The sequence below is a fragment of the Lysinibacillus sp. RS10 genome, assembly GCF_041956855.1.
GTDB classification, from domain to species: Bacteria; Bacillota; Bacilli; order Bacillales_A; family Planococcaceae; genus Lysinibacillus; species Lysinibacillus xylanilyticus_A.
The window spans coordinates 4,888,745-4,914,075 of sequence record NZ_CP167122.1 but is presented as its reverse complement, the minus strand read 5'-3'; the positions used below and the strand labels follow the sequence as shown (position 1 = coordinate 4,914,075).

25 protein-coding genes are annotated in these 25,331 nt (G+C 37.3%); 24 read left to right on the top strand and 1 reads right to left on the bottom strand.

Translation table 11 applies throughout. The features are described from left to right. Window positions 1-3: 3 nt before the first annotated feature. Window positions 4-282, bottom strand: coding sequence for an AbrB/MazE/SpoVT family DNA-binding domain-containing protein (locus ACB089_RS24500; RefSeq protein ID WP_068986577.1), 279 nt, complete (start codon window positions 280-282; stop codon window positions 4-6). Between the two features lie 462 nt (window positions 283-744). Between ACB089_RS24500 and metG the strand changes: the two genes are divergently transcribed. The 24 genes from metG to ACB089_RS24380 all read left to right on the top strand — a co-directional run bounded on the left by metG (window position 745) and on the right by ACB089_RS24380 (window position 25,284). Next, window positions 745-2,736 carry a methionine--tRNA ligase gene (metG, locus tag ACB089_RS24495; RefSeq protein WP_374964323.1) on the top strand — a complete coding sequence of 664 codons (1,992 nt, stop codon included), beginning with the start codon at window positions 745-747 and terminating at the stop codon, window positions 2,734-2,736. A 253-nt stretch (window positions 2,737-2,989) separates the two neighbouring features. Next, a complete protein-coding gene (locus tag ACB089_RS24490; protein ID WP_374964322.1) occupies window positions 2,990-3,760 on the top strand; it encodes a TatD family hydrolase in 771 nt (256 codons plus the stop codon). A gap of 135 nt (window positions 3,761-3,895) precedes the next feature. Further along, window positions 3,896-5,107, top strand: coding sequence for a ubiquitin-like domain-containing protein (locus ACB089_RS24485; RefSeq protein ID WP_374964320.1), 1,212 nt, complete (start codon window positions 3,896-3,898; stop codon window positions 5,105-5,107). Window positions 5,108-5,415: 308 nt separating this feature from the next. After that, window positions 5,416-5,982, top strand: coding sequence for a ribonuclease M5 (gene rnmV, locus ACB089_RS24480; RefSeq protein ID WP_374964319.1), 567 nt, complete (start codon window positions 5,416-5,418; stop codon window positions 5,980-5,982). Continuing rightward, complete coding sequence (rsmA, locus tag ACB089_RS24475; protein ID WP_374964317.1) at window positions 5,975-6,856, top strand: 16S rRNA (adenine(1518)-N(6)/adenine(1519)-N(6))-dimethyltransferase RsmA; 882 nt, start codon at window positions 5,975-5,977, stop codon at window positions 6,854-6,856. Before rnmV ends, rsmA begins: the two co-directional genes overlap by 8 nt. Window positions 6,857-7,013: 157 nt before the next feature. Next, window positions 7,014-7,274 carry a biofilm formation stimulator Veg gene (gene veg / locus ACB089_RS24470; RefSeq protein WP_053594102.1) on the top strand — a complete coding sequence of 87 codons (261 nt, stop codon included), beginning with the start codon at window positions 7,014-7,016 and terminating at the stop codon, window positions 7,272-7,274. Window positions 7,275-7,387: 113 nt separating this feature from the next. Beyond that, window positions 7,388-7,570 carry a small, acid-soluble spore protein, alpha/beta type gene (locus ACB089_RS24465; protein ID WP_053594103.1) on the top strand — a complete coding sequence of 61 codons (183 nt, stop codon included), beginning with the start codon at window positions 7,388-7,390 and terminating at the stop codon, window positions 7,568-7,570. A gap of 216 nt (window positions 7,571-7,786) precedes the next feature. Further along, window positions 7,787-8,653 (top strand): 4-(cytidine 5'-diphospho)-2-C-methyl-D-erythritol kinase, encoded by an 867-nt coding sequence (gene ispE, locus ACB089_RS24460; protein ID WP_374964315.1) that lies wholly within the window; start codon window positions 7,787-7,789, stop codon window positions 8,651-8,653. Between the two features lie 56 nt (window positions 8,654-8,709). Beyond that, complete coding sequence (purR, locus tag ACB089_RS24455; RefSeq protein WP_368638477.1) at window positions 8,710-9,537, top strand: pur operon repressor; 828 nt, start codon at window positions 8,710-8,712, stop codon at window positions 9,535-9,537. A gap of 3 nt (window positions 9,538-9,540) precedes the next feature. Further along, window positions 9,541-9,915 carry a RidA family protein gene (locus ACB089_RS24450; protein WP_068986585.1) on the top strand — a complete coding sequence of 125 codons (375 nt, stop codon included), beginning with the start codon at window positions 9,541-9,543 and terminating at the stop codon, window positions 9,913-9,915. A 235-nt stretch (window positions 9,916-10,150) separates the two neighbouring features. Continuing rightward, the gene (gene spoVG, locus ACB089_RS24445) at window positions 10,151-10,453 is read left to right on the top strand and encodes a septation regulator SpoVG (RefSeq protein WP_374964313.1); all 303 of its coding nucleotides are present in this window, start codon (window positions 10,151-10,153) and stop codon (window positions 10,451-10,453) included. Between the two features lie 410 nt (window positions 10,454-10,863). Continuing rightward, window positions 10,864-12,234, top strand: coding sequence for a bifunctional UDP-N-acetylglucosamine diphosphorylase/glucosamine-1-phosphate N-acetyltransferase GlmU (gene glmU, locus ACB089_RS24440; RefSeq protein WP_374964312.1), 1,371 nt, complete (start codon window positions 10,864-10,866; stop codon window positions 12,232-12,234). Between the two features lie 24 nt (window positions 12,235-12,258). Beyond that, window positions 12,259-13,218 (top strand): ribose-phosphate diphosphokinase, encoded by a 960-nt coding sequence (locus ACB089_RS24435; RefSeq protein WP_368638480.1) that lies wholly within the window; start codon window positions 12,259-12,261, stop codon window positions 13,216-13,218. A gap of 659 nt (window positions 13,219-13,877) precedes the next feature. After that, window positions 13,878-14,456, top strand: a complete 579-nt coding sequence (locus ACB089_RS24430; protein WP_374964310.1) for a 50S ribosomal protein L25/general stress protein Ctc — start codon at window positions 13,878-13,880, stop codon at window positions 14,454-14,456. Between the two features lie 297 nt (window positions 14,457-14,753). Beyond that, window positions 14,754-15,320: an aminoacyl-tRNA hydrolase gene (gene pth, locus ACB089_RS24425; RefSeq protein ID WP_368638482.1), complete on the top strand. Its 567-nt coding sequence runs from the start codon at window positions 14,754-14,756 to the stop codon at window positions 15,318-15,320. A 226-nt stretch (window positions 15,321-15,546) separates the two neighbouring features. After that, window positions 15,547-15,774: an anti-sigma-F factor Fin gene (locus ACB089_RS24420; RefSeq protein ID WP_010857031.1), complete on the top strand. Its 228-nt coding sequence runs from the start codon at window positions 15,547-15,549 to the stop codon at window positions 15,772-15,774. 137 nt (window positions 15,775-15,911) lie between these two features. Then, window positions 15,912-19,424 (top strand): transcription-repair coupling factor, encoded by a 3,513-nt coding sequence (gene mfd, locus ACB089_RS24415; protein WP_374964309.1) that lies wholly within the window; start codon window positions 15,912-15,914, stop codon window positions 19,422-19,424. A 353-nt stretch (window positions 19,425-19,777) separates the two neighbouring features. Beyond that, the gene (spoVT, locus tag ACB089_RS24410; RefSeq protein ID WP_068986592.1) at window positions 19,778-20,314 is read left to right on the top strand and encodes a stage V sporulation protein T; all 537 of its coding nucleotides are present in this window, start codon (window positions 19,778-19,780) and stop codon (window positions 20,312-20,314) included. Between the two features lie 158 nt (window positions 20,315-20,472). Beyond that, window positions 20,473-22,095 (top strand): oligosaccharide flippase family protein, encoded by a 1,623-nt coding sequence (locus ACB089_RS24405; protein ID WP_374964307.1) that lies wholly within the window; start codon window positions 20,473-20,475, stop codon window positions 22,093-22,095. Between the two features lie 9 nt (window positions 22,096-22,104). Continuing rightward, window positions 22,105-23,565 carry a nucleoside triphosphate pyrophosphohydrolase gene (gene mazG / locus ACB089_RS24400; RefSeq protein WP_374964305.1) on the top strand — a complete coding sequence of 487 codons (1,461 nt, stop codon included), beginning with the start codon at window positions 22,105-22,107 and terminating at the stop codon, window positions 23,563-23,565. 4 nt (window positions 23,566-23,569) lie between these two features. Then, window positions 23,570-23,860: an RNA-binding S4 domain-containing protein gene (locus ACB089_RS24395; protein ID WP_049667371.1), complete on the top strand. Its 291-nt coding sequence runs from the start codon at window positions 23,570-23,572 to the stop codon at window positions 23,858-23,860. Between the two features lie 154 nt (window positions 23,861-24,014). Further along, on the top strand, window positions 24,015-24,314 hold the full coding sequence (gene yabP / locus ACB089_RS24390; RefSeq protein WP_004229167.1) for a sporulation protein YabP: 300 nt from the start codon (window positions 24,015-24,017) through the stop codon (window positions 24,312-24,314). Next, entirely contained in the window at window positions 24,311-24,802 is a 492-nt protein-coding gene (gene yabQ / locus ACB089_RS24385) for a spore cortex biosynthesis protein YabQ (protein ID WP_374964302.1), read from the top strand. The genes yabP and yabQ overlap by 4 nt, the downstream gene beginning before the upstream one ends. Window positions 24,803-24,819: 17 nt before the next feature. Further along, window positions 24,820-25,284: a septum formation initiator family protein gene (locus ACB089_RS24380; RefSeq protein WP_374964300.1), complete on the top strand. Its 465-nt coding sequence runs from the start codon at window positions 24,820-24,822 to the stop codon at window positions 25,282-25,284. Window positions 25,285-25,331: the final 47 nt, after the last annotated feature.

The following is a 25,331-nucleotide window of genomic DNA, read 5'->3' as shown; positions in this document are numbered from 1 at the left end:
AAATTATTTTTTTAAGTTAGTTTGAATTTCTTTCACTAACATTTCTGCGCCTTCAGGACTTAAAATTAATTTGCCACCAACTAGACGGAAGTTATCATCAGAAACTTCACCAGTTACAGCACATGTCATGTTAGGCATATATTTTTTTAAGATGATTTTGTCATCATCCACATAGATTTCTAAAGCGTCTTTTTCTGCAATACCTAATGTACGACGTAGTTCGATTGGAATTACTACACGACCTAATTCATCGACTTTACGAACGATTCCTGTTGATTTCATAATTATTTTCCTCCTAATGTTAAATGTATATTGGTGTTTCGTCAAATTTCGACATAATTTCTTTGTCTGATAGTTATCATACCAAGTAATGCCATAAACGTCAATTAATTAATACACTAATATTATTGCTTTGGAAAAATTTTTGAGGAGAAAACAGATATTTTGATTATTTTAAAAGGTTTTTATTATATATTTTAATTTATAGTAAAAAAGATTCTTATTTAATACATTAAATGGATTCATTATATTATTCGACATTTTTCGCGTGCGAGAAACTTTCAATCAATTATGCCTCGGCATAATTGCGTCCAGAATCGGCTTTGTGCTTGCACAAAGAGCTCCTTTCCGTTCCGTGACATCCGCCGGAGGCTTTAACTTCTTTCAGCGAATGTTTGGACACCTGCTGAAAGAAGTTGAAACGAATTTCGTACTTCGTTAGAATAGATAGTATACTGTGAAACAATGGAGGCAGTTCTTGTGAACGAACAAAATAAAACATTCTATATAACAACCCCTATTTACTACCCAAGTGGAAAATTTCATATTGGTACAGCGTATACAACTGTAGCATCAGATACGATTGCACGTTATAAACGTTTACGTGGTTATGATGTACGTTTTTTAACTGGGATGGATGAGCATGGACAAAAAATTCAAGAAAAAGCTGCGGAAGCGGGCAAACATCCTCAAGATTATGTGAATGAAATTGCGGATTCTGCGAAAAGACTATGGGCATTAATGGATATTTCATACGATGACTTTATACAAACAACGCAAGAGCGTCATACGAAAGCTGTCGAAAAGATTTTCCAAAAGTTTTTAGACAATAATGACATTTATAAAGGTGAGTATGAAGGTTCGTACTGTACACCATGTGAATCATTCTTTACTGAAACGCAATTAGTAGATGGTAACTGTCCAGACTGTGGTCGTCCGGTACACAAAGTTAAAGAGGAATCTTACTTCTTTAATATGAAGAAATACGCAGATCGTCTATTAGCTTATTATGAAGAAAACCTTGACTTCATTGAGCCGGAATCTCGAAAAAATGAAATGATTAACAACTTTATTAAACCAGGTCTAGAAGATTTATCTGTTTCAAGAACATCATTTGATTGGGGAATTAAAGTTCCAGGAGATCCTAAACATGTGATTTATGTGTGGGTAGATGCATTAACTAACTATATTACATCATTAGGCTATCTATCAGAGGATGAAACACTATTCAATAAATATTGGCCGGCAGACGTACATGTAGTTGGAAAAGATATCGTTCGCTTCCATACTATTTATTGGCCAATTTTCTTAATGGCACTAGATTTACCACTTCCTAAAAAAGTGTTTGCACATGGTTTCATAATGATGAAGGACGGTAAAATGTCAAAATCAAAGGGCAATGTTATCTATCCTGAAATGCTAATAGAACGTTATGGCTTAGATGCGACTCGATATTTCCTATTGCGTGAGCTACCATTTGGATCTGATGGTGTATTCTCGCCAGAATCTTTTGTTGAACGTACAAACTTCGACTTAGCAAACGATTTAGGAAATTTATTGAATCGTACAATATCAATGATAAACAAATATTTCGACGGCAGTATTCCAGCAGAAAATCTTCAGTCGACAGAGTTTGATGCAGCTTTGAAAGAGCAGGCTGAATCTGTTCGTATTAAATATGAAGAAAGTATGGAAAAAATGCAATTTAGTGTCGTATTAGCCGACTTATGGACACTTGTGTCGAGAACAAATAAATATATAGATGAAACTCAACCGTGGGTCCTAGCAAAAGAGGAATCGGATCAGCCAAAATTAGGCGCCGTTATGCGAAATTTGGCGGAAAGCTTACATCAAATTGCTGTCATGTTACAACCATTTATGACATCTACACCTAAACGAATTCTTGAACAATTAGGCTTGGATGACAAATTCTTAGCATGGGATACAATTGAAACATTCGGCAATACTATTCCGGCAAACATTAAAGTGGTAGAAAAAGGAATTCCGATTTTCCCTCGTTTAGAGAGTGAAGTTGAAATTGCGTATATTCGTGAGGAAATGCGCGGTTCAGTGAAAACTCCACAAGAAGAAGAGTCAAAAGTTGAGCAAAAATCTGTAGAAATCCCAGAAATACCTGAAATTACAATTGATGATTTTATGAAAATAGATTTACGTGTAGCTACTGTAACAGCATGTGAAACTATTCCGAAAGCAGACAAATTATTAAAGCTTCAAGTGGATCTTGGATATGAGCAACGACAAGTAGTTTCAGGCATTGCAAAGTCCTATTCACCAGATGAATTAATAGGTCAAAAAGTAATTGTAGTCACTAACTTAAAACCAGTTAAATTACGTGGAGAATTATCCCAAGGAATGATTCTAGCCGGTGAAAAAGATGGAATTTTAAAATTAGCATCAGTTGATCCAAAACTAGAGAATGGTGCAAAAGTAAAGTAAAAAATTTTAGGAAGGCCTGCTGAATGCAAAAAGTTCAGCAGGCTTTTAAAATCTGTTTAAAAAATGAGTATTTTATTATCTTGAAATAATTTATGCGCAGTAAATGTTGAGTTTTATTAGGTATATAGTAACAAATTCTGTACCTGAGGTTACGGTTAATGTCATAATACCAAATTGTCTGTAACAAAATTGTAATACTTACGCAAAATATGAAATAATAATTTTTAATAAAATCTATGTTAGGAGAATGACGATGTTCATTGATACACATGTACACTTAAACGCAGATCAGTATGAAGAAGACTTACAAGAGGTTATTGATAGAGCTCTTGAAGCAAAAGTAGAGACAATGGTTGTTGTTGGTTTTGACCGTAAAACCATTGAAAAAACAATGCAATTGGTTGAACAATATGATTTTGTTTACGGTGTCATAGGGTGGCACCCAGTAGATGCGATTGATTGTACGCAAGAGGAATTAAATTGGATTGAGGAATTAGCAGCACATCCAAAAATAGTTGGTATTGGTGAAACTGGATTGGACTACCATTGGGATAAATCCCCGAAGGATGTTCAACAAGCACTTTTCCGCAAGCAAATCCATTTAGCGCAAAAGTTAAATTTACCAATCATTATTCATAACAGGGATGCAACAAAAGATGTTGTACAAATTTTACGTGAAGAAAATGCAGCATCTGTGGGGGGCGTGATGCATTGTTATAGTGGTAGCGTGGAAACAGCACGTGAATGTATTGCTATGAATTTTATGATTAGTCTTGGTGGGCCAGTAACATTTAAAAATGCACGTATGCCAAAGGAAGTGGCGACAGAAATATCGTTAGAGCATTTGATGATTGAAACAGATGCTCCTTATTTAGCGCCTCATCCATATCGAGGAAAGCGTAATGAGCCAGCATTAGTGCCATTAGTTGCAGAAGAAATTGCTCGTTTAAAAGGGTTAAACGTTGAGGATGTTGCACAGGTCACAACAGCAAATGCGAAAAAATTTTTTGGGATTGACATTTAGTAGCTGAGACGCCTCCAATGCTGGGTTTGTGGTTGGGTGAAAAGGCAAGGTCAAATTTCTTTTCCAAAACATTCGGGTTGACAGTGCCAAAACTAGTCCGTATAATCCAACTTTGTATTAAGGAGGCGTTTTTTCATGTCAAATAATTCCATGAAAAACTTGTTCTTAGGATCATTGAGGAGTAAGCAAACAGTGATAAGCATTATTTCACTTGTCCTGTTTGTAACTGTAATTTCATTTGTACTTTTTCAAGTTACTAAAAAAACCGTAACGCTTGATGCAAACGGGGAAGTAATCAACGTAGTAACACATGCCAAAACTGTAGAACAATTATTACAAGATCAAAATATAGACGTAGCAGAGCATGACAAAATATCACCCTCTCTGAATACCAAAATTGCAAATGGTTTAGCAATTACATGGGAACAGGCAAAAGAAGTAACTATTTCAGTTGATGGAAATCAGTCAAAAGTTTGGACAACTGAAACACAAGTGAAAGACATTTTGAAAGAAGCAAATATCGAAGTATCAGAGCATGACGCATTAGCACAAGGTCTAGATACAGAAGTAGGAGCAGATAACAAAATTGATATTCAAAAAGCGTTTCAAGTAACGCTTGTCGATGGTGTAAACAAAAGACAAGTATGGTCCACTTCGACTACGGTCGCTAACTTTTTAAAACAACAGGGAATTCAGTTAAATGAATTCGATCGTGTCGAGAATAACCTGAAGGACGTAATCACTCCGGGAAGTAAAATCACAGTAGTTCGCGTAGAAAAGGTTATCGATGTAGTGGAAGACTCTTTAGATTTCGCAATTGAAAAGAAGCAGGATGCTTCATTACAAAAAGGAAAACAAAAAGTTGTAACAGCTGGCCAGGAAGGCGTAATTACTCGAACGTATGAAGTCGTGAAGGAAAATGGCAAAGTTGTAGCAAAAAATCAACAATCTGAAAAAGTTGTAAAAGAACCAAAGAAGCAAGTGGTAGCAGTAGGTACTAAATCTGTAGTAGCAAGTGCAGCAACTGTATCACGTGGTTCAAAAGAGCCAGCTAGCGGTAAAGAATTTTATGTAACGGCAACAGCATATACACCTTATTGTAATGGTTGCTCGGGTACATCTGCCACTGGCATTGATTTGCGCTCAAGCTCTGGATTGAAAGTAATCGCAGTAGACCCATCTGTTATTAAGCTGGGCTCAAAAGTTTGGGTTGAAGGCTATGGAACGGCTATAGCAGGAGATACTGGTGGTGCAATTAAGGGTAATAAGATCGACATACTTGTACAAACTGAAGCCCAAGCTAGCAATTGGGGAGTTAGGAAAGTGCGTATAAAAGTATTAAATTAAAAAAATTGTAAAATTAATCAATATGTTTTTTCGCTAATTAGTAGCTTTCCTGTTTTGACTGGCAGGAAAGCTTTTTTATCTTTTTTTAGTCATTTTTATGTTCTAGAGAATGAAACTAACTAAATTAAATTTACATAAGGTAAGCTGTAGCGACAGCGGCAATAAGTCTGCGCGAAATTAATGAACAACAATACTCAACTCAAGAGCAAAGAGTATTATATAAGAGGGTGAACGACCGTGTATTTCTGTACAATCGTACAGTGCAGTTGTAAAATGGTCTGAAGATAAGGTAGAAAAGAGGAGCCTTTTTGCAAATAAAAGAAATTATTGTTGTTGAAGGAAAAGATGATACAACAGCTATTAAGCGGGCTACACAGGCAGATACAATAGAAACAAATGGATCGGCTATTTCAGAGGAGACACTGAAGCGAATTCAACATGCACAGGATAAAAGAGGTGTTATTGTTTTTACTGATCCAGATTATCCAGGCCGTCGGATTCGTGCCATTATCGAGGAGCGTGTAAAAGGAGTGAAACACGCTTTTTTACCAAAAGCTAAAACAATTGCAAAAAACGGTAAAGGACTAGGCATTGAGCATGCAGCAGATGAGGATATACGAGAGGCATTACGACATGTCTATACCCCAAATAGTGTTGAGTTCATCATCGATGATATTACTCTGGAGGATTTAATGACAGCACGTTTGATTGGCCATCAACAGGCGAAAAATCGTCGTGATCGCCTTGGAGAGATTTTGAATATTGGTGCAACAAACGGTAAACAACTTCATAAAAGATTGAAAATGTTTCAAATTACAGAAAAGCAATTTGGTGCGGCCGTCGCACAGTTAGATCAGGAGGAAAACAATGCATAAGGATATTGCAACACCCATTAGAACACAAGAGATTTTAAAGAAATATGGATTTTCATTCAAAAAAAGTTTAGGTCAAAATTTTTTAATAGATCCGAATATATTACGTAATATTGTTAGTCATGCAAATTTAACTGAGAATAGTGGTGCAATCGAAGTTGGTCCTGGCATTGGAGCATTAACAGAGCATTTAGCGAGAAGTGCCAAAAAGGTTGTATCTTTTGAAATTGATCAGCGCTTATTACCTGTATTAGAAGATACACTTAGTCCATATAACAATGTTACTATTGTACATTCAGATATTTTAAAGGCGGATGTTGAGAAGGTAATTAATGAAGAGATGCCGGGAATTGAAGATATTATGGTTGTAGCAAATTTACCTTATTATGTGACGACACCGATTTTAATGAAATTGCTCAATGATCGTTTGCCAATTCGTGGCTTTGTGGTCATGATGCAAAAAGAGGTAGCGGAGCGTATTACGGCTAAACCTGGAACGAAGGAGTACGGTTCTTTATCAATTGCGATCCAATACTATGTAAAGGCTGATATAGCTATGACAGTACCGAAGACTGTTTTCATGCCACAGCCAAATGTAGATTCTGCGGTAATCCGTCTTATTAAACATGATGAGCCTCCAGTAAAGGTAATTGATGAGGACTTCTTATTTGTCGTAACTCGAGCGTCGTTTGTACAGCGTCGAAAAACGATTTTTAATAATTTGCAATCAAGTTTACCGAATGGAAAGGAACGTAAGGAGAAAATTATGGAGGCCTTAACTGCAGTAAATATTGAACCAACACGTCGAGGAGAAACACTTACTATACAAGAGTTTGGGAAATTGGCAGATGCACTATATCCAACGTTTGCAAAGTAAAACTTTTTTGTTAACTTTTTTGAGTTTACGTAAAAAAAAATATTTTTTTCATAAAAAATAAGTTGACAATATTTATTGTAGGCTGATAAAATATTATATTTTGTTGACATTTTTGGGCGAATCGCTTATACTAAGTAGTAGTGAGGTGTAAGCGAAAATGCCAAAAACTTTAGCGGACATTAAAAAGTCGTTGGATTGTCATTTGGGTAAACGTTTGCAGTTAAGAGCAAACGGCGGTCGCAAGAAAACGGTCGAGTGTGCAGGGGTATTGCGTGAGACATATCGCGCTATTTTTGTAGTTGAGCTTGATCAAGAGGACAATACGTGCAAGCGCGTATCGTATAGCTACACAGATATTTTAACTGAAGCAGTAGAGATTACATTTTTAGACGAAGCAAAGGCTGCTGTCGCAAAATAGTTTCTAGTACTTATTTCTATATTTTGAAACGCTCATGTATGTTCAAAACTGCATGAGTGTTTTGCGTTTTCTGGGACATACTAAATTCGTCAGTTGTTAAAGGAGGAGTTTATATGCCTAGAAAAGGTATCATGTCACCTCGTTTAAAAGAAGAGATCGCTAAAGAACTTGGATTTTATGATGTTGTGCAACGAGAAGGCTGGGGCGGCATAAAAGCTCGAGACGCCGGTAATATGGTGAAACGTGCCATTGAAATGGCTGAAAGAGCAAGTAGTGAGCAAGAGCATAATAAGTAGACTATTTTTGAAATAGACTACTTATAAAAGATAACTTCATTTCAGCAGGGATGAAAACTTTCTGTCGACACAACAACACAACTGACGAGAGAGAACCGTTACACCAAACAGGGGTATACGGTTCTTTTTTTCCGTTTTCGCTTTCCCGTTATGGTAAAATAAAATGAATAATATTTGTGAAAGATGAACGGCTGTTTATACTAAGGAGGAAGAAAGATGCTTTATGTAAAGGCGCCTGCAAAAATAAATTTAACATTAGATGTACTTTATAAAAGACCAGATAATTATCACGAAGTAGAGATGGTCATGACGACTGTCGATTTAGCTGATCGTATTAGCCTGGAATCCCGCGAAGATGGCGTAATTGAAATAATTTCGACTGATAATTTTGTGCCAAATGATCACCGTAATTTTGCTTATCAGGCAGCGCGTCTAGTTAAAGATACATACGGCATTGGACAAGGTGTATCCATTACTATAGAAAAAGAAATACCAATTGCAGCAGGGCTAGCAGGTGGAAGTAGCGATGCGGCTGCTACACTAAAAGGTTTAAATGAGTTGTGGAATTTAGGGCTATCTATAGACGAGTTAGCCGAATTAGGTGCTAAAATTGGTTCAGATGTTTCTTTTTGTGTCTATGGTGGTACGGCATTAGCAACAGGACGTGGAGAAATAATTCAGGAATTGCCTGCACCACCAAACTGTTGGATAGTCTTAGCTAAGCCAAAAATAGGTGTCTCTACTGCTGAAGTGTATGGTGGACTAAAGGTTGAGGGATTAGCACATCCAAATACGAAACAAATGATTCATGCTATTGAAACGACAAATTATGAGTTGCTCTGTGTATCATTAGGAAACGTTTTAGAAACTGTAACATTTAAGCTTCATCCAGAAGTAGTAATGTTAAAGGAACAGATGAAGCGCTTTGGGGCAGATGCAACATTAATGAGTGGAAGCGGTCCAACTGTGTTTGGTTTAGTGGATAGTGAAGCTCGTGTAAGCCGCATTTATAATGGTTTACGTGGTTTTTGTGAAGAAGTATATGCTGTCCGAATTTTAGGCGAGCGAAATACGCTTGCTTAAAACCGCAAATTTATGTTAATTTTACCTATAAATATTCGTGTTTAGGAGAGGGTCGCATGAAATGGAAACGTAGTGAACGACTAGTTGATATGACGTACTATTTACTAGAGCATCCACATCAGTTGATCCCGCTAACTTATTTTTCAGAACTATATCAATCTGCAAAGTCTTCTATTAGTGAAGATTTAACGATTGTAAAAGAAACTTTCGAAGAAAAAGGAATCGGGTTATTGATAACAGTACCGGGCGCTGCTGGAGGAGTTAAGTATATTCCTAAAATGTCCGAGGCTGAGGTCCGTTTAGTTATTCAGGATTTAAAGGCGGAGCTTGAGCATTCAGATCGTTTGTTACCAGGCGGTTATTTATTTATGACGGACTTACTCGGCAATCCAGATTTAATTAATCGAGTTGGAAAGGTGTTTGCATCAGCTTTTGCTGACCAGCAAATTGACGTCATAATGACTGTGGCGACAAAAGGGATTTCTATTGCCCACGCTATTGCAAGACATTTAAATGTACCAGTTGTTGTTGTTAGAAGAGATAGTAAGGTAACGGAAGGCTCTACAGTCAGCATCAACTATGTATCTGGTTCTTCCAGAAGAATTCAGACAATGGTATTATCAAAGAGAAGTATGAAGAGTGGACAAAGAGTGCTTATTACTGACGACTTTATGAAGGTCGGTGGTACAATGAATGGCATGAAAAATCTATTAGAGGAGTTTGACTGTCAGTTGGCAGGTATTGCAGTACTTGTAGAGGCTGAGCATGCAGATGAGACGTTAGTAGATGATTATTATTCACTAGTGAAGCTTCATGAGGTCAATGAAAAGGACCGTACAATTGCATTAAGTGAAGGTAACTATTTTTCTAAAAAGGGGAAATGACAAATGAAAGTAGTAGCAACAACAAATGCACCAGCAGCAATCGGACCATATTCACAAGGTATTATTGTAAATGGCATGTTTTATAGCTCAGGTCAAATTCCACTAACAGCAGCTGGCGAATTAGTAGAAGGCGACATCACGGTTCAAACAAATCAAGTATTTGCTAATTTAAAAGCAGTTTTAGAAGCTGCTGGAACTTCATTAGACAATGTTGTGAAAACAACTGTTTTTATGAAGGACATGAACGACTTTGTCGCAATGAATGAAGTATATGCTAGCCACTTTGGCGATCATAAACCAGCTCGTTCAGCAGTAGAGGTTGCACGTCTACCGAAGGATGTAAAAGTAGAAATTGAAGTTATTGCCATCGTTAAATAAGAAATTTTTTAATCCCGCTAGAAGAGAAGTGATTAGCTCTTTTTAGTGGGTTTTTTTTATTAGTATCAGAGCAGCTGACAAACAATTGTCAAAATTTCCGTAAATTAAAGGAAATATTATACTGATGAGTATTCAAATTTTTTAGAAAATTTGATAGACTAGAAAAAGGAAAATATTCGGTAATAAAGAATATTGGATTTTTATTTAGGCATCTAAGATGAGAGGTGGTGAGAAAATGGAAGTTACTGATGTAAGGTTACGTCGTGTACAGACGGATGGTCGCATGCGTGCGATTGCTTCCATTACACTCGACAATGAGTTTGTGGTTCACGATATTCGTGTAATCGATGGGAATGCTGGTTTGTTTGTTGCTATGCCAAGTAAACGAACGCCAGACGGTGAATTTAGAGATATTGCGCATCCTATTAATTCAACGACTCGCAATAAAATTCAGGAGATTATTTTAAACGAGTACCATAATTCAAGCGAAACAGAAGAAGTCGAGAAAACAGAAGAATTAGAAGGAATTGGCGTATAGTTACAAAAGAAATAAATATTAATGTAAAAAGCTATTGGCTCATCTTCAAAAGTTGGAGATGAAATTTGATAAAACCTATGCCTTGTATATAAGTTGATTGGATGCTGGGCGACTCATCGGAGCCCAGGCCGAGACGGAAATTAACCCCATGCTAGGGTGATGATCCAATCTATTGAAATTTTAGTATACATTTGGTTATAGTATATAATTAGAGCTCTTCTTGATTGGAGAGTTCTTTTTATTTTGTGAATAAGAGAAATAGAGCAGTTTTAGGAAATACATATTAACATTCGAGCATAAGGTGCATTTGATTTGGAAATTCATCTTTTTGTCAAGTCTACACACCTTGAAAATAGATGAATTTTGCTATATAGTCATAAGAGAAAATGAGCGTATTGGAGGACTTACAGATGAGCAACATTTTTGCTGTCATTTTGGCTGCAGGTCAAGGTACACGTATGAAGTCCAAATTATATAAAGTGCTCCATCCAGTATGTGGGAAACCGATGGTACAACATGTAGTGGATCACATTCAAACGTTAGATGCGAATCGCATCGTAACGGTTGTAGGACATGGTGCAGAAAAGGTAAAACAACAGCTTGGAGATAAAAGCGAATATGTTTTACAGGCTGAACAGTTAGGGACAGCTCATGCTGTACAACAGGCTGAGGCAATTTTAGGTAGCGAAGAAGGTACAACGTTAGTTGTTTGTGGTGATACGCCACTTATTCGCCCTGAAACGATGCAAGCTTTGTTCGAGCATCATCAAGTAAAGAATGCTAAGGCTACTATTTTAACAGCGATTGCTGAAAACCCAACAGGCTATGGTCGTATTTTACGTGGCGACAATGGACAGGTGGAGCAAATTGTTGAACAAAAGGATGCTTCAGCAGAGCAACAATTAGTTAAAGAAATTAATACGGGCACATACTGCTTTGATAATAAAGCGTTATTTGAGACATTAAAGCTTGTGAAAAACGACAACGCACAGGGTGAGTTTTATTTACCTGATGTGATTGAAATTTTACAAAAACAAGGCGATGTCGTGGAAGCATATGTAACGGAAGACTTTGAAGAAACACTCGGTGTTAATGATCGTGTGGCTTTATCACAAGCAGAAGGGCTAATGCGTGCAAGAATTAATGAAAAACATATGCGTAACGGTGTGACAATCATTAATCCAGAAACAACGTATATTAGCGCAGACGCAGTAATTGGTAGGGATACTGTCATTCAGCCAGGCTCTATGATAGAAGGTGTGACTGTTATTGGCGAAGATTGTATAATCGGACCAAACACACAAATCATGGATAGCCGAATCGGTGACCGAACAACTGTGCATTCTTCTGTTGTGCGTGAAAGCGCTGTAGCGGAAGACACAGCTATTGGACCGTTTGCGCATATTCGACCACTTTCTGATATTGGTAGCCATGTGAAAATTGGTAACTTTGTAGAAGTGAAGAAGAGTAAACTAGGTAATGACACAAAAATATCACACTTAAGCTATATTGGCGATGCTGAAATAGGAAGTAATGTTAATATTGGCTGTGGTTCCATTACTGTAAACTATGATGGAAAAAACAAGTTCCAAACAATTATTGAAGATGATGTATTTGTAGGATGTAATACTAACTTAGTAGCGCCAGTGAAAGTTGGAAAAGGTTCATTTATTGCAGCAGGATCTACAATTACAAAAGAAGTTCCTGAGGATGCACTTGCAATTGCTCGTGCAAGACAAGAAAACAAACCGAATTATGTAAGCAAACTAAATTCAAAATAATTATCAACCAAACAGGAGGCCATCATGCCGTATCATTATGCAAACTCACAATTAAAAATATTTTCACTTAATTCTAACAATCCACTTGCTCAAGAAATTGCGCAAGAAATGGGTGTTGAATTAGGTAGATCTTCTGTTAAGCACTTCAGCGATGGAGAGGTTCAAATTAGCATTGAAGAAAGTATTCGTGGTTGTGATGTGTTTATCGTGCAGTCTACTTCTGCGCCTGTAAACGAACATTTAATGGAGCTTTTAATTATGGTAGATGCTGTAAAACGTGCATCTGCACGTACAGTAAACGTTGTAATGCCTTACTATGGCTATGCTCGTCAGGACCGTAAAGCAAAAGCACGCGAGCCAATTACAGCTAAATTAGTAGCAAACTTACTTGAAACAGCTGGTGCAACACGTGTAATCGTTTTAGATTTACACGCACCACAAATCCAAGGTTTCTTCGATATTCTAATCGACCACTTAATGGCAGTGCCTTTACTATCTGATTACTTCAAATCAAAAGGTATTCCAGAAGATCAAATCGTTGTTGTTTCCCCAGACCATGGTGGTGTAACACGTGCTCGTAAAATGGCAGAACGTTTAAAAGCACCTATTGCAATTATTGACAAGCGCCGTCCAAAACCAAATGTTGCAGAAGTAATGAACATTGTTGGTAATGTTGATGGTAAAGTGGCAATCTTGATTGATGATATTATTGACACTGCAGGTACGATTACAATCGGTGCCGATGCATTACGCGCTGCTGGTGCGAAAGAAGTTTATGCTTGCTGCTCTCACCCAGTACTATCAGGACCAGCAATCGATCGTATCGAAAACTCTTCGATTAAAGAATTAGTAGTAACAAATACAATTCAACTTTCTGAAGAGAAAAAATCTCCGAAAATTACAGAGCTTTCAGTAGCTAAATTGATGGCAGATGCAATCTCTCGTGTTTATGAAAACAAATCTGTAAGTACTCTATTTGATTAATATAAATAAAGATATTGCAAGTGCGGTAATATATGGCGAAGTAAGGACAAATCTACGTTAAAAAGTAGATTTGTCCTTTTTATATGTGTTTTTGTGTGAATTTTCTTATAAAAGAGTATATAGTAAATGGGACTTAATAATATTTACACTACTTTATAAAAAAATAGAGGTTTATCACCTAAAGATGGGGATACATTTTGTTAAAACATATTTTAAATGAAAAAGTTGATTGGAGTGGAGACTGGACGACTCCTTGGGGATTAGCGATAGAGGAACGAAGGCTAAGAGCATCACATCCTGTGATAACGCCTCCGTGACCAACATCGGTGCTGTTGCCGCTGCCGCTTCGCTTTCGCGCAGATAAAAACCTTTTGTTGCCGCTTCGTTGCACTACGCTTTCGCGCAAAAAACATCTGTTGGCCCAACATCCTGTCGCTGTCGCTACGTTAGCACTACGCTTTCGCACAGAAAACAATTGTTGTCCCAAGCCCCCAGGAAAGCGCCCAGTCGGAACGGAAATCAACCCCACGTTATGGTGATGAGCCGAAATAGAGGTAAATATTATTATAGCCTTCAACATATGTCATTATATTTTAAAAAGTAATAGTGACATTAATCGTAAGGCGTAAATAATTTTTCTTGGAAGGGGAAGTATAGATATGAGTACAGTATTAAGTGTTAAAAAGCGCGAAGCTGGGCATCGTTCGACATTAACCCAACTTAGAAAAGGGGGAGCCATTCCTGCGGTTATTTACGGCTATAATTTAGATTCAACCCCAATTTCTATTTCAGCGAAGGAATTCAGAAAATCTATTTTAAAAAATGGACAAAACAGTGTATTTCCGATGGATTTAGACGGGAAAAAAGTGAATGTTGTTGTGTCAGAAATACAACAAAGCTCTTTGAGAGATGAAGTAAATCATATAGACTTTTTTGCAATTAATATGTTGGAAGCGTTAGAAGCTGATGTGCCTATTAAACTTGTCGGAGATTCAGTTGGCGTAAGTGAAGGTGGTATTTTGATGCAGCCTAACTTAGAGTTGAAAATTAAAGTAAAACCAACTGATATGCCTGAAGTAATTGAAGTGGATATTACTAAACTCTTAATTGGTGAGTCCATTACAGTAGCAAATATTCGTGAAACAATAGATTTTGAAATTGTTAGTGAAGATGATCGTATATTAGCAACGATGATGGCTCCAGCTGTAGTAGTTGAAGAAGCAGATCGTACTGAATAAGAGTAAAAATAGATAATCAGGAAAGGCTGTTAAAGAAGGCTATACTTCTTTAGCAGCCTTTTTGTGTTTTATGGAAATCTATATACCTCATATAATTAAAAGATTTATGAAGGAGAACGATATTTTATTTGAGACCTTCTGTTTTTTAGTGGAGTCTCAATATAGCTTTTGAAAAGCATCTATACTTTGAGCTTTTGTATTTTTGAATTTTTTCCATTCAAAAAATGTACGAAATGCTTTCTTGGCACACGGTATGGTAAAATAATGACTATTAGATTTGAAAGAAGAGAGGTACTTATGAAAATTATCGTCGGTTTAGGGAATCCGGGTAAACCTTATGAACATACAAGACATAATATTGGCTTTGATGTTATTGATGCTATAGCTGAAAAATGGGGTACACCTTTAACTAATTCAAAGTTTAACGGTATGTATGCAACGGTACATCGTCCTGAAGGAAAGGTTCTACTTGTTAAACCTTTAACATATATGAATTTATCAGGGGAATGTGTTGGTCCCCTTATGGACTATTTTGATATTGATGTGGAAGATTTAATTGTTATCTATGACGATTTAGATTTAGAAACAGGTAAATTACGTCTGCGTCAAAAAGGTAGTGCAGGTGGACATAATGGTATTAAATCATTAATCCAGCATTTAGGCACGCAAGAATTTAATCGCATCCGTGTTGGGGTTAATCGCCCGCCAGCTGGCATGAAGGTAGCAGATTACGTGTTATCGAAATTTTCAAAAGAAGACCAAGCTGTTGTTGGGGACGCTATTGAAAAGTGTGTAAATGCTATAGAAGCATCTCTTTCAGAACCATTTCTTGATGTGATGAATCACTTTAACAGTAGTAAATAAATATATAAAAAGTTAAAGCTTATTGTGGATATTGCGGACGGTACCTTGTGACTACGGCCAACTAAACTGTATAGCGTAGTCTTCAACACAATGCAAAAATTATTCTCTTTTCTGAAGTCATAGTAACTAAGACATTAAAGCTGAGCGAAAATTGGAAAGTGCATAATCCTTTTTAGAAATGTCTATACTTTAAGTAGGAAGTTGCTTAAAGGAGGATGATTTGGAGATGTCAGTTCGCTATCGATGTCGGCATTGTGAAGTAGAAATAGGGACACTACCATTTGATGCAGATGATACAATCCGAAAACTGCATATTTTCGAAATGGGAGAAGCGGATGATTATGTTGAGAAAGATCAACATGGACAAACGACGGTGCACTGCATTTGTGAGCAATGTGAGGATTCGCTGAAACAATATCCAGATTATCACGCACTCAATAAATGGATTCAATAATTGGAAGGATGCTTTGGCGCACTTTCGTGCGTTCAAAGCTTTTTCCGTTTAAAAAATGGACAATAAAGATGCGTATTATAGTACTAGATTCGTAGTATATGACGAATAGAATTACGCGCTGAAAGGAGCTTTTGACTGTGGAAGTTTTACGACAGCTTGTGTCGCAGGACAAACATATCACATCATTTTTACAGGAGATTCAGAGCGGTCATACTGCATCACAACTTATTACAGGATTAACAGGAAGCGCACGCCCGGTAATGGTCGATGTGTTATTTGAATATGTAAAAAAACCAATCTATATTGTATCTCCTAATCTATTGCAAGCTCAAAAAATGGCTGACGAGCTTGTGGGACTTTTAGGTGAGGAGCATGTTCATTATTATCCTGCGGATGAGTTTATTGCCGCAGACTTGTCTGTAGCCTCTCCAGAGTTACGTGCAGAGCGAATCGCGACACTCGATCACCTAGCTAGAGGTGAAAAAGCTGTTTATGTGATACCAGTTGCGGGCTTACGCAAAATGATGCAGCCTAAAGAGCATTGGCTACAATATTTTTTACAAACAGCAGTAGGCGAGGAAATTCAGACTGAAGAATGGCTGCAAACATTAGTAGAGATGGGTTACGTACGTAATTCAATGGTGACAACACCTGGCGAATTTGCGTTACGTGGTGGCATACTAGATATTTATCCACCGTATTTAGAGTCGCCTATTCGTATTGAGTTATTTGATACGGAAGTAGACTCTATTCGAACATTTTCAGCGGATGATCAACGTTCCATTGATAAATTGCAAAAAGTTCGTATCCTACCAGCGTCTGAAGTTATTTTGACGAAGAAAGAAAGAGTCGCGTTGGCAAGTCGTTTAGAAGCGGCATTAGCGACAAGCTTAAAGAAAGTCAAAAAACAAGAGACAAAGGAGTTACTTTATCAGCATATACAATACGATATTGAGCTGTTACAGCAGGAGAATTTACCAGACTATGTAAACAAATATGGTTCGTTATTGTATGAGAAAACTGCTTACTTAGGTGACTATTTTGCACATGATGGGATTGTGCTATTTGATGAGCTTGGCCGTATTCAGGAGGTTATGGAAGCCTGGGAACGTGAAGAGGATGAATGGTTTTTATCGTTAATTGAAGAAGGAAAAATGGTGCATGATGTAAAGCCTGCCTTCTCTTTAAAAGAAATTTTAGCATTGCTGTCACAGCAAAAATTATATTTCTCATTATTTTCACGGACATTTGCAGGTGTAACGTTTAATAAGACGACAAACTTTTCTTGTAAGCCAATGCAGCAATTTCATGGTCAAATGTCATTATTGCAAAGTGAGGTTGAACGCTGGCTACTTGGTAAATTTACTGTACTTATCGTTACTAGGGATAAAGAACGTGTTAAACGTGTACAGCAAATGCTTGAGGAATATGATATTCATACGACAATCGGTGATCCAACAGAGCCGGGTATTTATATTGTGGATGGTTCACTGTCTAGTGGATTTGAATTGCCATTACAACGTCTAGCGATCGTGACAGAGGATGAATTATTCAAACAACAGGCGAAGAAAAAAGCACGTCCTCAAAAAATGACGAATGCCGAACGTATTAAAAGCTATACAGAAATTAAACCTGGTGATTATGTTGTACATGTACATCATGGTATTGGGAAATATATTGGTGTAGAGACATTAGAGGTAAATGGTACACATAAGGATTACTTACACATTCGATATCGTGCAGATGATAAATTATATGTACCAGTAGAGCAAATCGATTTAATTCAAAAATATGTGGCATCTGAAGAACGTGAACCGAAGCTACATAAATTAGGTGGAGCAGAGTGGAAAAAAGCCAAAGCAAAGGTATCGTCTGCTGTACAAGATATTGCTGATGATTTAATTAAACTTTATGCGAGGCGTGAAGCAGAGAAGGGCCATGCATTTGCGTTTGACAACGATGATCAGCGTAATTTCGAGGCTTCATTCCCGTATGAGGAGACTGAAGATCAGCTACGTTCAATTGTTGAAGTAAAACGTGATATGGAACGTGAACGCCCTATGGATCGCCTCGTATGTGGTGACGTAGGCTATGGTAAAACAGAGGTAGCAATTCGTGCCGCATTTAAAGCAATTCAAGATGGTAAACAGGTCGCTTTCCTAGTTCCAACAACAATTTTAGCGCAGCAGCACTATGAAACTATTCGTGAACGATTCCAAGACTTCGCCATAAACGTAGGACTCTTGTCTCGTTTCCGTACAAAAAAAGAACAAACAGCGACCTTAAAAGGTTTAAAAGAAGGACAAGTTGATATTGTCGTTGGAACACACCGAATATTATCTAAGGATCTAACATTCCAAGACTTAGGACTGCTCATTGTAGATGAAGAGCAACGTTTTGGCGTTACACATAAGGAAAAAATTAAACAACTAAAAACAAATGTCGATGTATTAACGCTAACAGCTACTCCAATTCCAAGAACGTTGCATATGTCGATGGTAGGCGTTCGTGATTTATCGGTTATTGAAACGCCACCAGCCAACCGTTTCCCGGTGCAAACGTATGTAATGGAGCATAGTGGTGCATTAGTGCGTGAAGCCATTGAGAGAGAAATGGCACGTGGAGGCCAAGTATTCTATTTATACAATCGTGTAGAGGATATGGCTCGAAAAGTCGAGGAGATTCAACTGCTTGTTCCAGAAGCACGCATAGGGCATGCACATGGGAAAATGACGGAATCCGAATTAGAATCTGTAATATTAGCCTTTTTAGAAGGTGGCTATGATGTGCTAGTAACGACAACCATTATCGAGACCGGTGTGGATATACCAAATGTGAACACATTGATTGTCCATGATGCTGATCGAATGGGCTTAGCGCAGCTTTATCAATTGCGTGGTCGTGTAGGGCGTTCTAATAGGGTGGCATATGCGTACTTTATGTATCAACGTGATAAAGTTCTTACAGATGTGGCTGAGCAACGATTACAGGCGATTAAAGAATTTACAGAGTTGGGATCAGGTTTTAAAATTGCTATGCGTGACTTATCCATTCGTGGAGCTGGTAACTTGCTTGGGGCTCAACAGCATGGCTTTATTGATTCTGTCGGTTTTGATTTATATTCACAAATGCTAGAAGAAGCCATTGCCGAGCGTCAAACAGGTGTGAAAAAAGAAGAAAAGCCAGACATTGAAATTCTATTGAGTGTGGACGCATATATCCCAGATGTATACATTCCTGACGGCTATCAAAAAATTCAAATGTATAAACGTATTAAAGCAATGGATCATGTGGAAGAATATGGCGAAATCATGGAGGAATTAGCGGATCGCTTCGGTGATCTTCCGATTGAAACAGAACGCTTACTGCGAATTGCACGTATGAAGGTATGGGGATTAGATGCAGGGGTATTATCTGTGAAAGAAAAGCAAAAGATTGTCACACTATTGTTGTCTGCAGAAGGGACAGCGCGAGTTGATGGCGGTAAAATTGTTGAGGAATCCATGAAATTTGAACGTGCTGTCGGTTTTGGTATGGATGGTATGCAATTGAAATTTACAATCGATGAACGAAAGTGTGGAAAATATCAACCCTTTGATATTTTAGAAGAAATGATGCAAATTATTGCTAATGCAAAAAAACAACAATAGATGAAAAGCTGATCTTACCTCACGATGGGTAATGATCAGCTTTTTTTATTCGGCTAAGAATAAAATGACAAGCTTCGAAACGCCAAAGTCGAATTAATTATTATGGTTCACTAAATTTTTTCATAAATCATTATAGAAATTTGTTCTGTGGTTAATCTAAGATAAGTTGATTGAAGTTAAAATTCTACATGTTAGAAGCATTTAGAGCACAATGGCTTAGGCTTTCCAAAACCTTTTGAAAAATTAAGTTGGCTGTGAAATCCTTTTTCTTCAGTTTTTGCATAGATTGCTTCAAAAAAAACCATACTATTGTTGAATAAAAATTTCATTGTAGCGAAAGCGAGGCATTAAGAATGAAGGCAACAGGGATTGTTCGTCGTATTGATGATTTAGGGCGTGTGGTTATTCCAAAAGAAATTCGTAGGACGCTACGTATTCGTGAAGGTGACCCGCTAGAAATTTATACAGACCGTGAAGGTGAAGTCATTTTAAAGAAATATTCTCCAATCAATGATCTAGGAGAATTTGCAAGAGAATATGTAGAAACATTATATGAAACGTTAGGTACTCCAGCATTTGTAACCGACCGAGATGAAGTAATTGCTGTTTCAGGAATCGGTAAGAAAGAGTACATTAATCGTCGTATTACATCCTTTGCGGAAAGTTTTATGGATGAGCGTTCAACAAAAATAGAAAAAATGGAAACAACTATTGAGATTGTTCCTGGACAATATGAGCAAGTGAAGTCATATTGCGCAACGCCTATTATGGTAAATGGTGATCCAATCGGCTGTATTATCGTTTTGTCTAAAGTGCATTTTGTCGGTGAGGTTGAAGTAAAAGTCGCAGAAACAGCTGCTAACTTCTTAGCGAAACAAATGAATAGTTAATGAAAATTTAAAGTTATTGCGCTGACCTTTTAGGCTGAACAATAACTTTTTTTGTACATAGTTGTATACAGAATATTTATGATGGTGCTATCGAGCGCGTCAAACTTTTGAGATATGCTATACTATTGGCATTGTTATAGAAGGAAAGAGGGCAATTTATGTCGGAACGTTTTGGCATGAAAAGCTACATGAAGGGCGCGGCATTACTTACAATTGCTGCTCTTATTGTGAAGGTTCTTAGTGCAATTTATCGTGTGCCTTTTCAAAACCTTGTTGGTGATGAAGGGTTTTATATTTACCAACAGGTTTATCCAATAATATCCATTTTTGTTGTGTGGACATCTAGTGGCTTTGCAGTAGCCATTTCTAAAATGCTAGCAGATAATGATTGTATTTTAGACCCGTTGGAGCGAAATCGGAAACGTAGCGGTATTATACGTATTGTTTTTCGTTATTTAACACTACTATCGTTGTTGTTTTTTGGTGTTTTATTTGGTGGTGCTGAAATACTTGCACAGCTCATGGGCGATACTGAGCTAGCGCCATTAATACGGACTGGTTCATTTATAGTGCTTGTCATGCCAGCTCTCGCTACTTTGAAGGGTGGCTTTCAATCAAGAGGTATTATGGAGCCGATTGCTTATGCACAAGTCCTTGAACAGGCTGTGAGAGTATTTGTCATTTTAGCAGGTACATTTATTATTATGACGACGACAAAATCACTATATAGCGCAGGGCAAATGGCCATTATAGGTACAGTAATTGGTGAAATTGTAGGCTTTTTATTACTGGCGTTTATCTTTAAAAAACGTTTTGGCCTATTGAAAGATCAAAAACTACAGCAACGTATCGAAAGTTTTTCCGTTATTAAAGAGGTAACATTGCTAAGCTTAAGTGTGAGCATGAGTGGTCTATTGTTACTAGGCTATCAGCTAGTGGATTCCTTTACTATTTATTCACTATTAATCGAAGGTGGTATGGATCAGACGGTAGCTAAGGAAACAAAAGGCGTTTATGACCGCGGGCAGCCATTGGTACAGCTTGGAGTTGTCATCGCTTCTTCTCTTTCGCTTGCTATTGTGCCTCTTATTGCACATATGTCTAAAAAACAGGATGGGCGTAGTGCAATCCCGTTTATACAGCTAACGTATAGAGCGTCTGTATTATTTGGATGGGCAGCATCTCTAGGTTTAATACTCGTTATGCCTTATATTAATGCAATGCTTTTTAAAACAGATGCACTGTCAGAAGTACTTATGGTATATGTGTTACAAATTGTTCCTCTGTCGATTATTTTGACATTTACAGCTATTCTGCAAGGTTATGGAAAATTAAAAAAACCAGCGTTATTTTTAATTATAGGTTTTATATTAAAAATAATATTAAATGTGCTGATAGTTAGTTTCTTCGGAGTATTAGGTGCGGCCATTGCTAATAATGTGGGTCTATTATTTACAGCACTGATGCTTGTTTTTTATTTAAAGAAAATGACGGCAATTCAATTAGCGCCAGCAGATTTTCACAAAAAAGTTGGAATTGCTTCACTCAGCATGGCAATTGTAGTATTAGTTTGGTTACAGTTTGTGCCAGAGTTGTTAAACCAATTTTTATCACCCCGATTTGTCGCAGTGATAGCAGGTTCTACAGCCGTATGTTTAGGTGCATTTGTAATGATGACAGTAATTGCTAAGTTACGAGTACTGGCTGAAAAAGAGTGGTACTTACTGCCGTTTGGGCGCAAAATGGCTGTTTATCAATTATGGTTAAATCGGAAGAAGTAGGTGGATGGATTGAATACATTAACAGTTATTGGCTTAGGTGCGGGTGATTTTGATCAACTGCAAATGGGTGTCTATAAAAAAATAAAAGCAGCTAGAAAATTATATGTTCGTACAGTGGATCATCCAGTATTAGCTGAATTATCAGCAGAAGGCTTACAATTTGAAAGCTTTGATGCAGTCTATGAAGAACATAATTCATTCCAGCCTGTGTATGAGGAAATTGCAGAAAAACTTGTGGCTGCAGCAGTAATGGAAGATGTAATGTACGCTGTACCAGGACATCCACTTGTCGCGGAGCAGACTGTACAGTTGCTTATTGCAGCGGCGGATGAGGGAAAGGTAAATTTAATCATTGAAGGTGGGCAAAGCTTCTTAGATCCAATATTCGGTGCGTTGAAAATCGACCCGATTGAAGGCTTTCAATTGCTAGATGGCACTAGCTTTTCTATGCATGACATTAACATGCGTCAACATATTTTAATAGCCCAAGTATATGATACATTCAGTGCATCAGAAGTAAAGCTAACGTTGATGGAGAAATATGATGATGAATACCCTGTTACTGTTGTTACGGCAGCGGGGTCAGCACAGGAAAAGTTAGTAACAGTACCACTTTATGAACTCGATCAAAGTGTTGAGGTGAATAATTTAACAACTGTATATGTGCCGCCTGTGAAATCACAAGAGGGGGCATTACGAGACTGGACCACTTTCCGTCAAATTATTGCTACTTTAAGAGGGCCAGATGGTTGTCCATGGGATCAAAAGCAAACGCATGAATCATTGAAAAAATATTTATTAGAAGAGGCACATGAATATTTGGCAGCTGTAGATGCAGAGGATGACTTTGCAATGATTGAGGAGCTTGGAGATGTGTTATTACAAGTATTCCTTCATGCACAAGTTGGAGAAGATCAAGGCTATTTTACATTGGAAGATGTTTTAGCTTCAATCAGTGAAAAAATGATTCGTCGACACCCGCATGTATTTGGTGATGTATCGGTAGAAGATGCAGAGGGTGTTGTAGTCAATTGGGAAGCTATAAAGGCAGAAGAAAAGGGTAAAAGTGAGAAGCCGCTATTGGAAGAGGAATACCGAGCGTCCTCAGCTCTACAAACAGCCTATAATTATCAAAAAAGAGCTGCAACGGTTGGATTTGATTGGCCTGATGTGGATGGTGCATGGGACAAGTTTTCGGAGGAATGGCAGGAATTTCGTAATGAGGTCACGAAAGGTACAAATGCGTCACGTCTTGATGAATTTGGAGATGTACTGTTCACACTTGTGAATTTAGCACGTTTCTATAAGCTATCTCCAGAAGAGGCAATGTTACATGCCAATGAGAAGTTTGCGAGACGCTTCGGTTATGTAGAAGAGAAAATAAAAGAAAGTGGAAAGCCGTTTTCTGATTATACATTAGAACAGTTAGACGCTTTCTGGAATGAAGCAAAACAGTTAGAAAAGGAGTAAAAGTATGCGATTAGATAAATTTTTAAAGGTATCACGTTTAATTAAACGTCGTACATTGGCGAAAGAAGTGGCAGACCAAGGCCGTATTACGATCAATGGTAAGATCGCAAAAGCTAGTAGTGCTGTTAAAGCTGGCGACGAGCTAGCCATTCGTTTTGGACAAAAAATTGTGACAGCACGTGTAGAGGAATTACGTGATACTGTGAAAAAAGAAGATGCAGCAAAAATGTTTACTATTTTGAAGGAAGAGCGCCTTGAAAAAATTGAACCTGAATTTATTGATGACGAGGACTAATTAATAATAGTGTAGGAGTCTTCTGAGGTTGTCGCTTGGCTTTTGCCATAAACGTGCTGGAGATAAAAGTATAGCAACTTTAATAAAGTTGTCATGCTTTTAAGGTTGTCCGCATAAAGTGAACAGAAGCTAGGACGACTAAAGGAGGAAAAAAATGACGCTACATCAAGAAAGTAACCGTTACACAATTCCATCTGGAGAACATATTTTAACGATTCGTAATCGTAAAAGAATGGACATGACTTCTGTAAAATCGATTGAACGCTTTGATCAGGAAGAGTTTTTTATCAAGACGTCCCAAGGGCATTTGTTAATCCGTGGAGAAGAACTGCATATCGTTCATTTAGATGTTGACAAAGGGTTATTGACGCTTGAAGGAACTGTAAAAACTTTGCAGTACGACGAGGAGGAAAGTGGCTTCTCGAAAGGTTTCCTTCATAAATTGTTTGGATGATTGTTAGTGAACAATTTGTTCAGCTATTAGTCATGGTTTTGAGCGGTATAGCAGTCGGATTCATTATTGATAGTGTAAGGCTCATTGTTTTTTCAACTCCAAAAAGGTCAAGCCTTCGAAGATGGATGATGGTATTTGAACTACTTACCTGGATTCTGCTCGGAGGCCTGACATACTATTTATTATTTTGGCTAAAAGATGGCGCTTGGCGGGCTTATGACCCGCTAGCGCAAATAGCCGGAATTTTTTTGTATCAAACATTTTTTCAAACATTTTTACGTTTCATCGCAAAGGTTTTGGTGAATATAATATGGAGACCCTTCTGGTTTGTCGTACAATTAATAATTGCTATCATTCGACAAATTTTACAGATACTAATGAATATAGGAGCTTTTATTTTAAGACCTTTTGTCAAAATTTATTCGTATTTGTCCTACACTTTTTTTAAAAAAGTCCGATTTATCAAGTATAATAAAAGACAACAATAATTTTCGGAGGTGCGGGCATGTCTAAACGTCATTCATCAAATGATGACCCAAAAAACTTTACTAAACTTGATAATGACTATGTCCGTAACACGGATAGAGCTATAAATCGTAAAAAACAATTACTGAAAAGAAAAATACGACGTATTGTCTTTTTTACGATTGTGCCAGTCGTTATTATCGCATTTCTCATAAATATACTTTTTCAACAAAGTAAAACACTAGCTGTAAAAGAGAAAAAAAAAGACGAAGCGAATCAGCATCTAACTGAAATGAAGGAAGATCAAGATTCATTAAATCTTAAAATTAAACAATTAGAAGATGATGAATATATCGCGAAGCTATTACGCAAAGATTATTTCCTATCTGAAGAAGGTGAAATTATTTTCATTATACCGGAAGAGAAAGAAAATAAAGGCGATATACCAGAAAAAAAGGATAAAAAAGAAGTCATACCAGAAAAGAAAGATAAAAAAGACGACTGAAAAGCTATGTATTGTTGACACTCTTTTTATGTTATATATAATGAAAA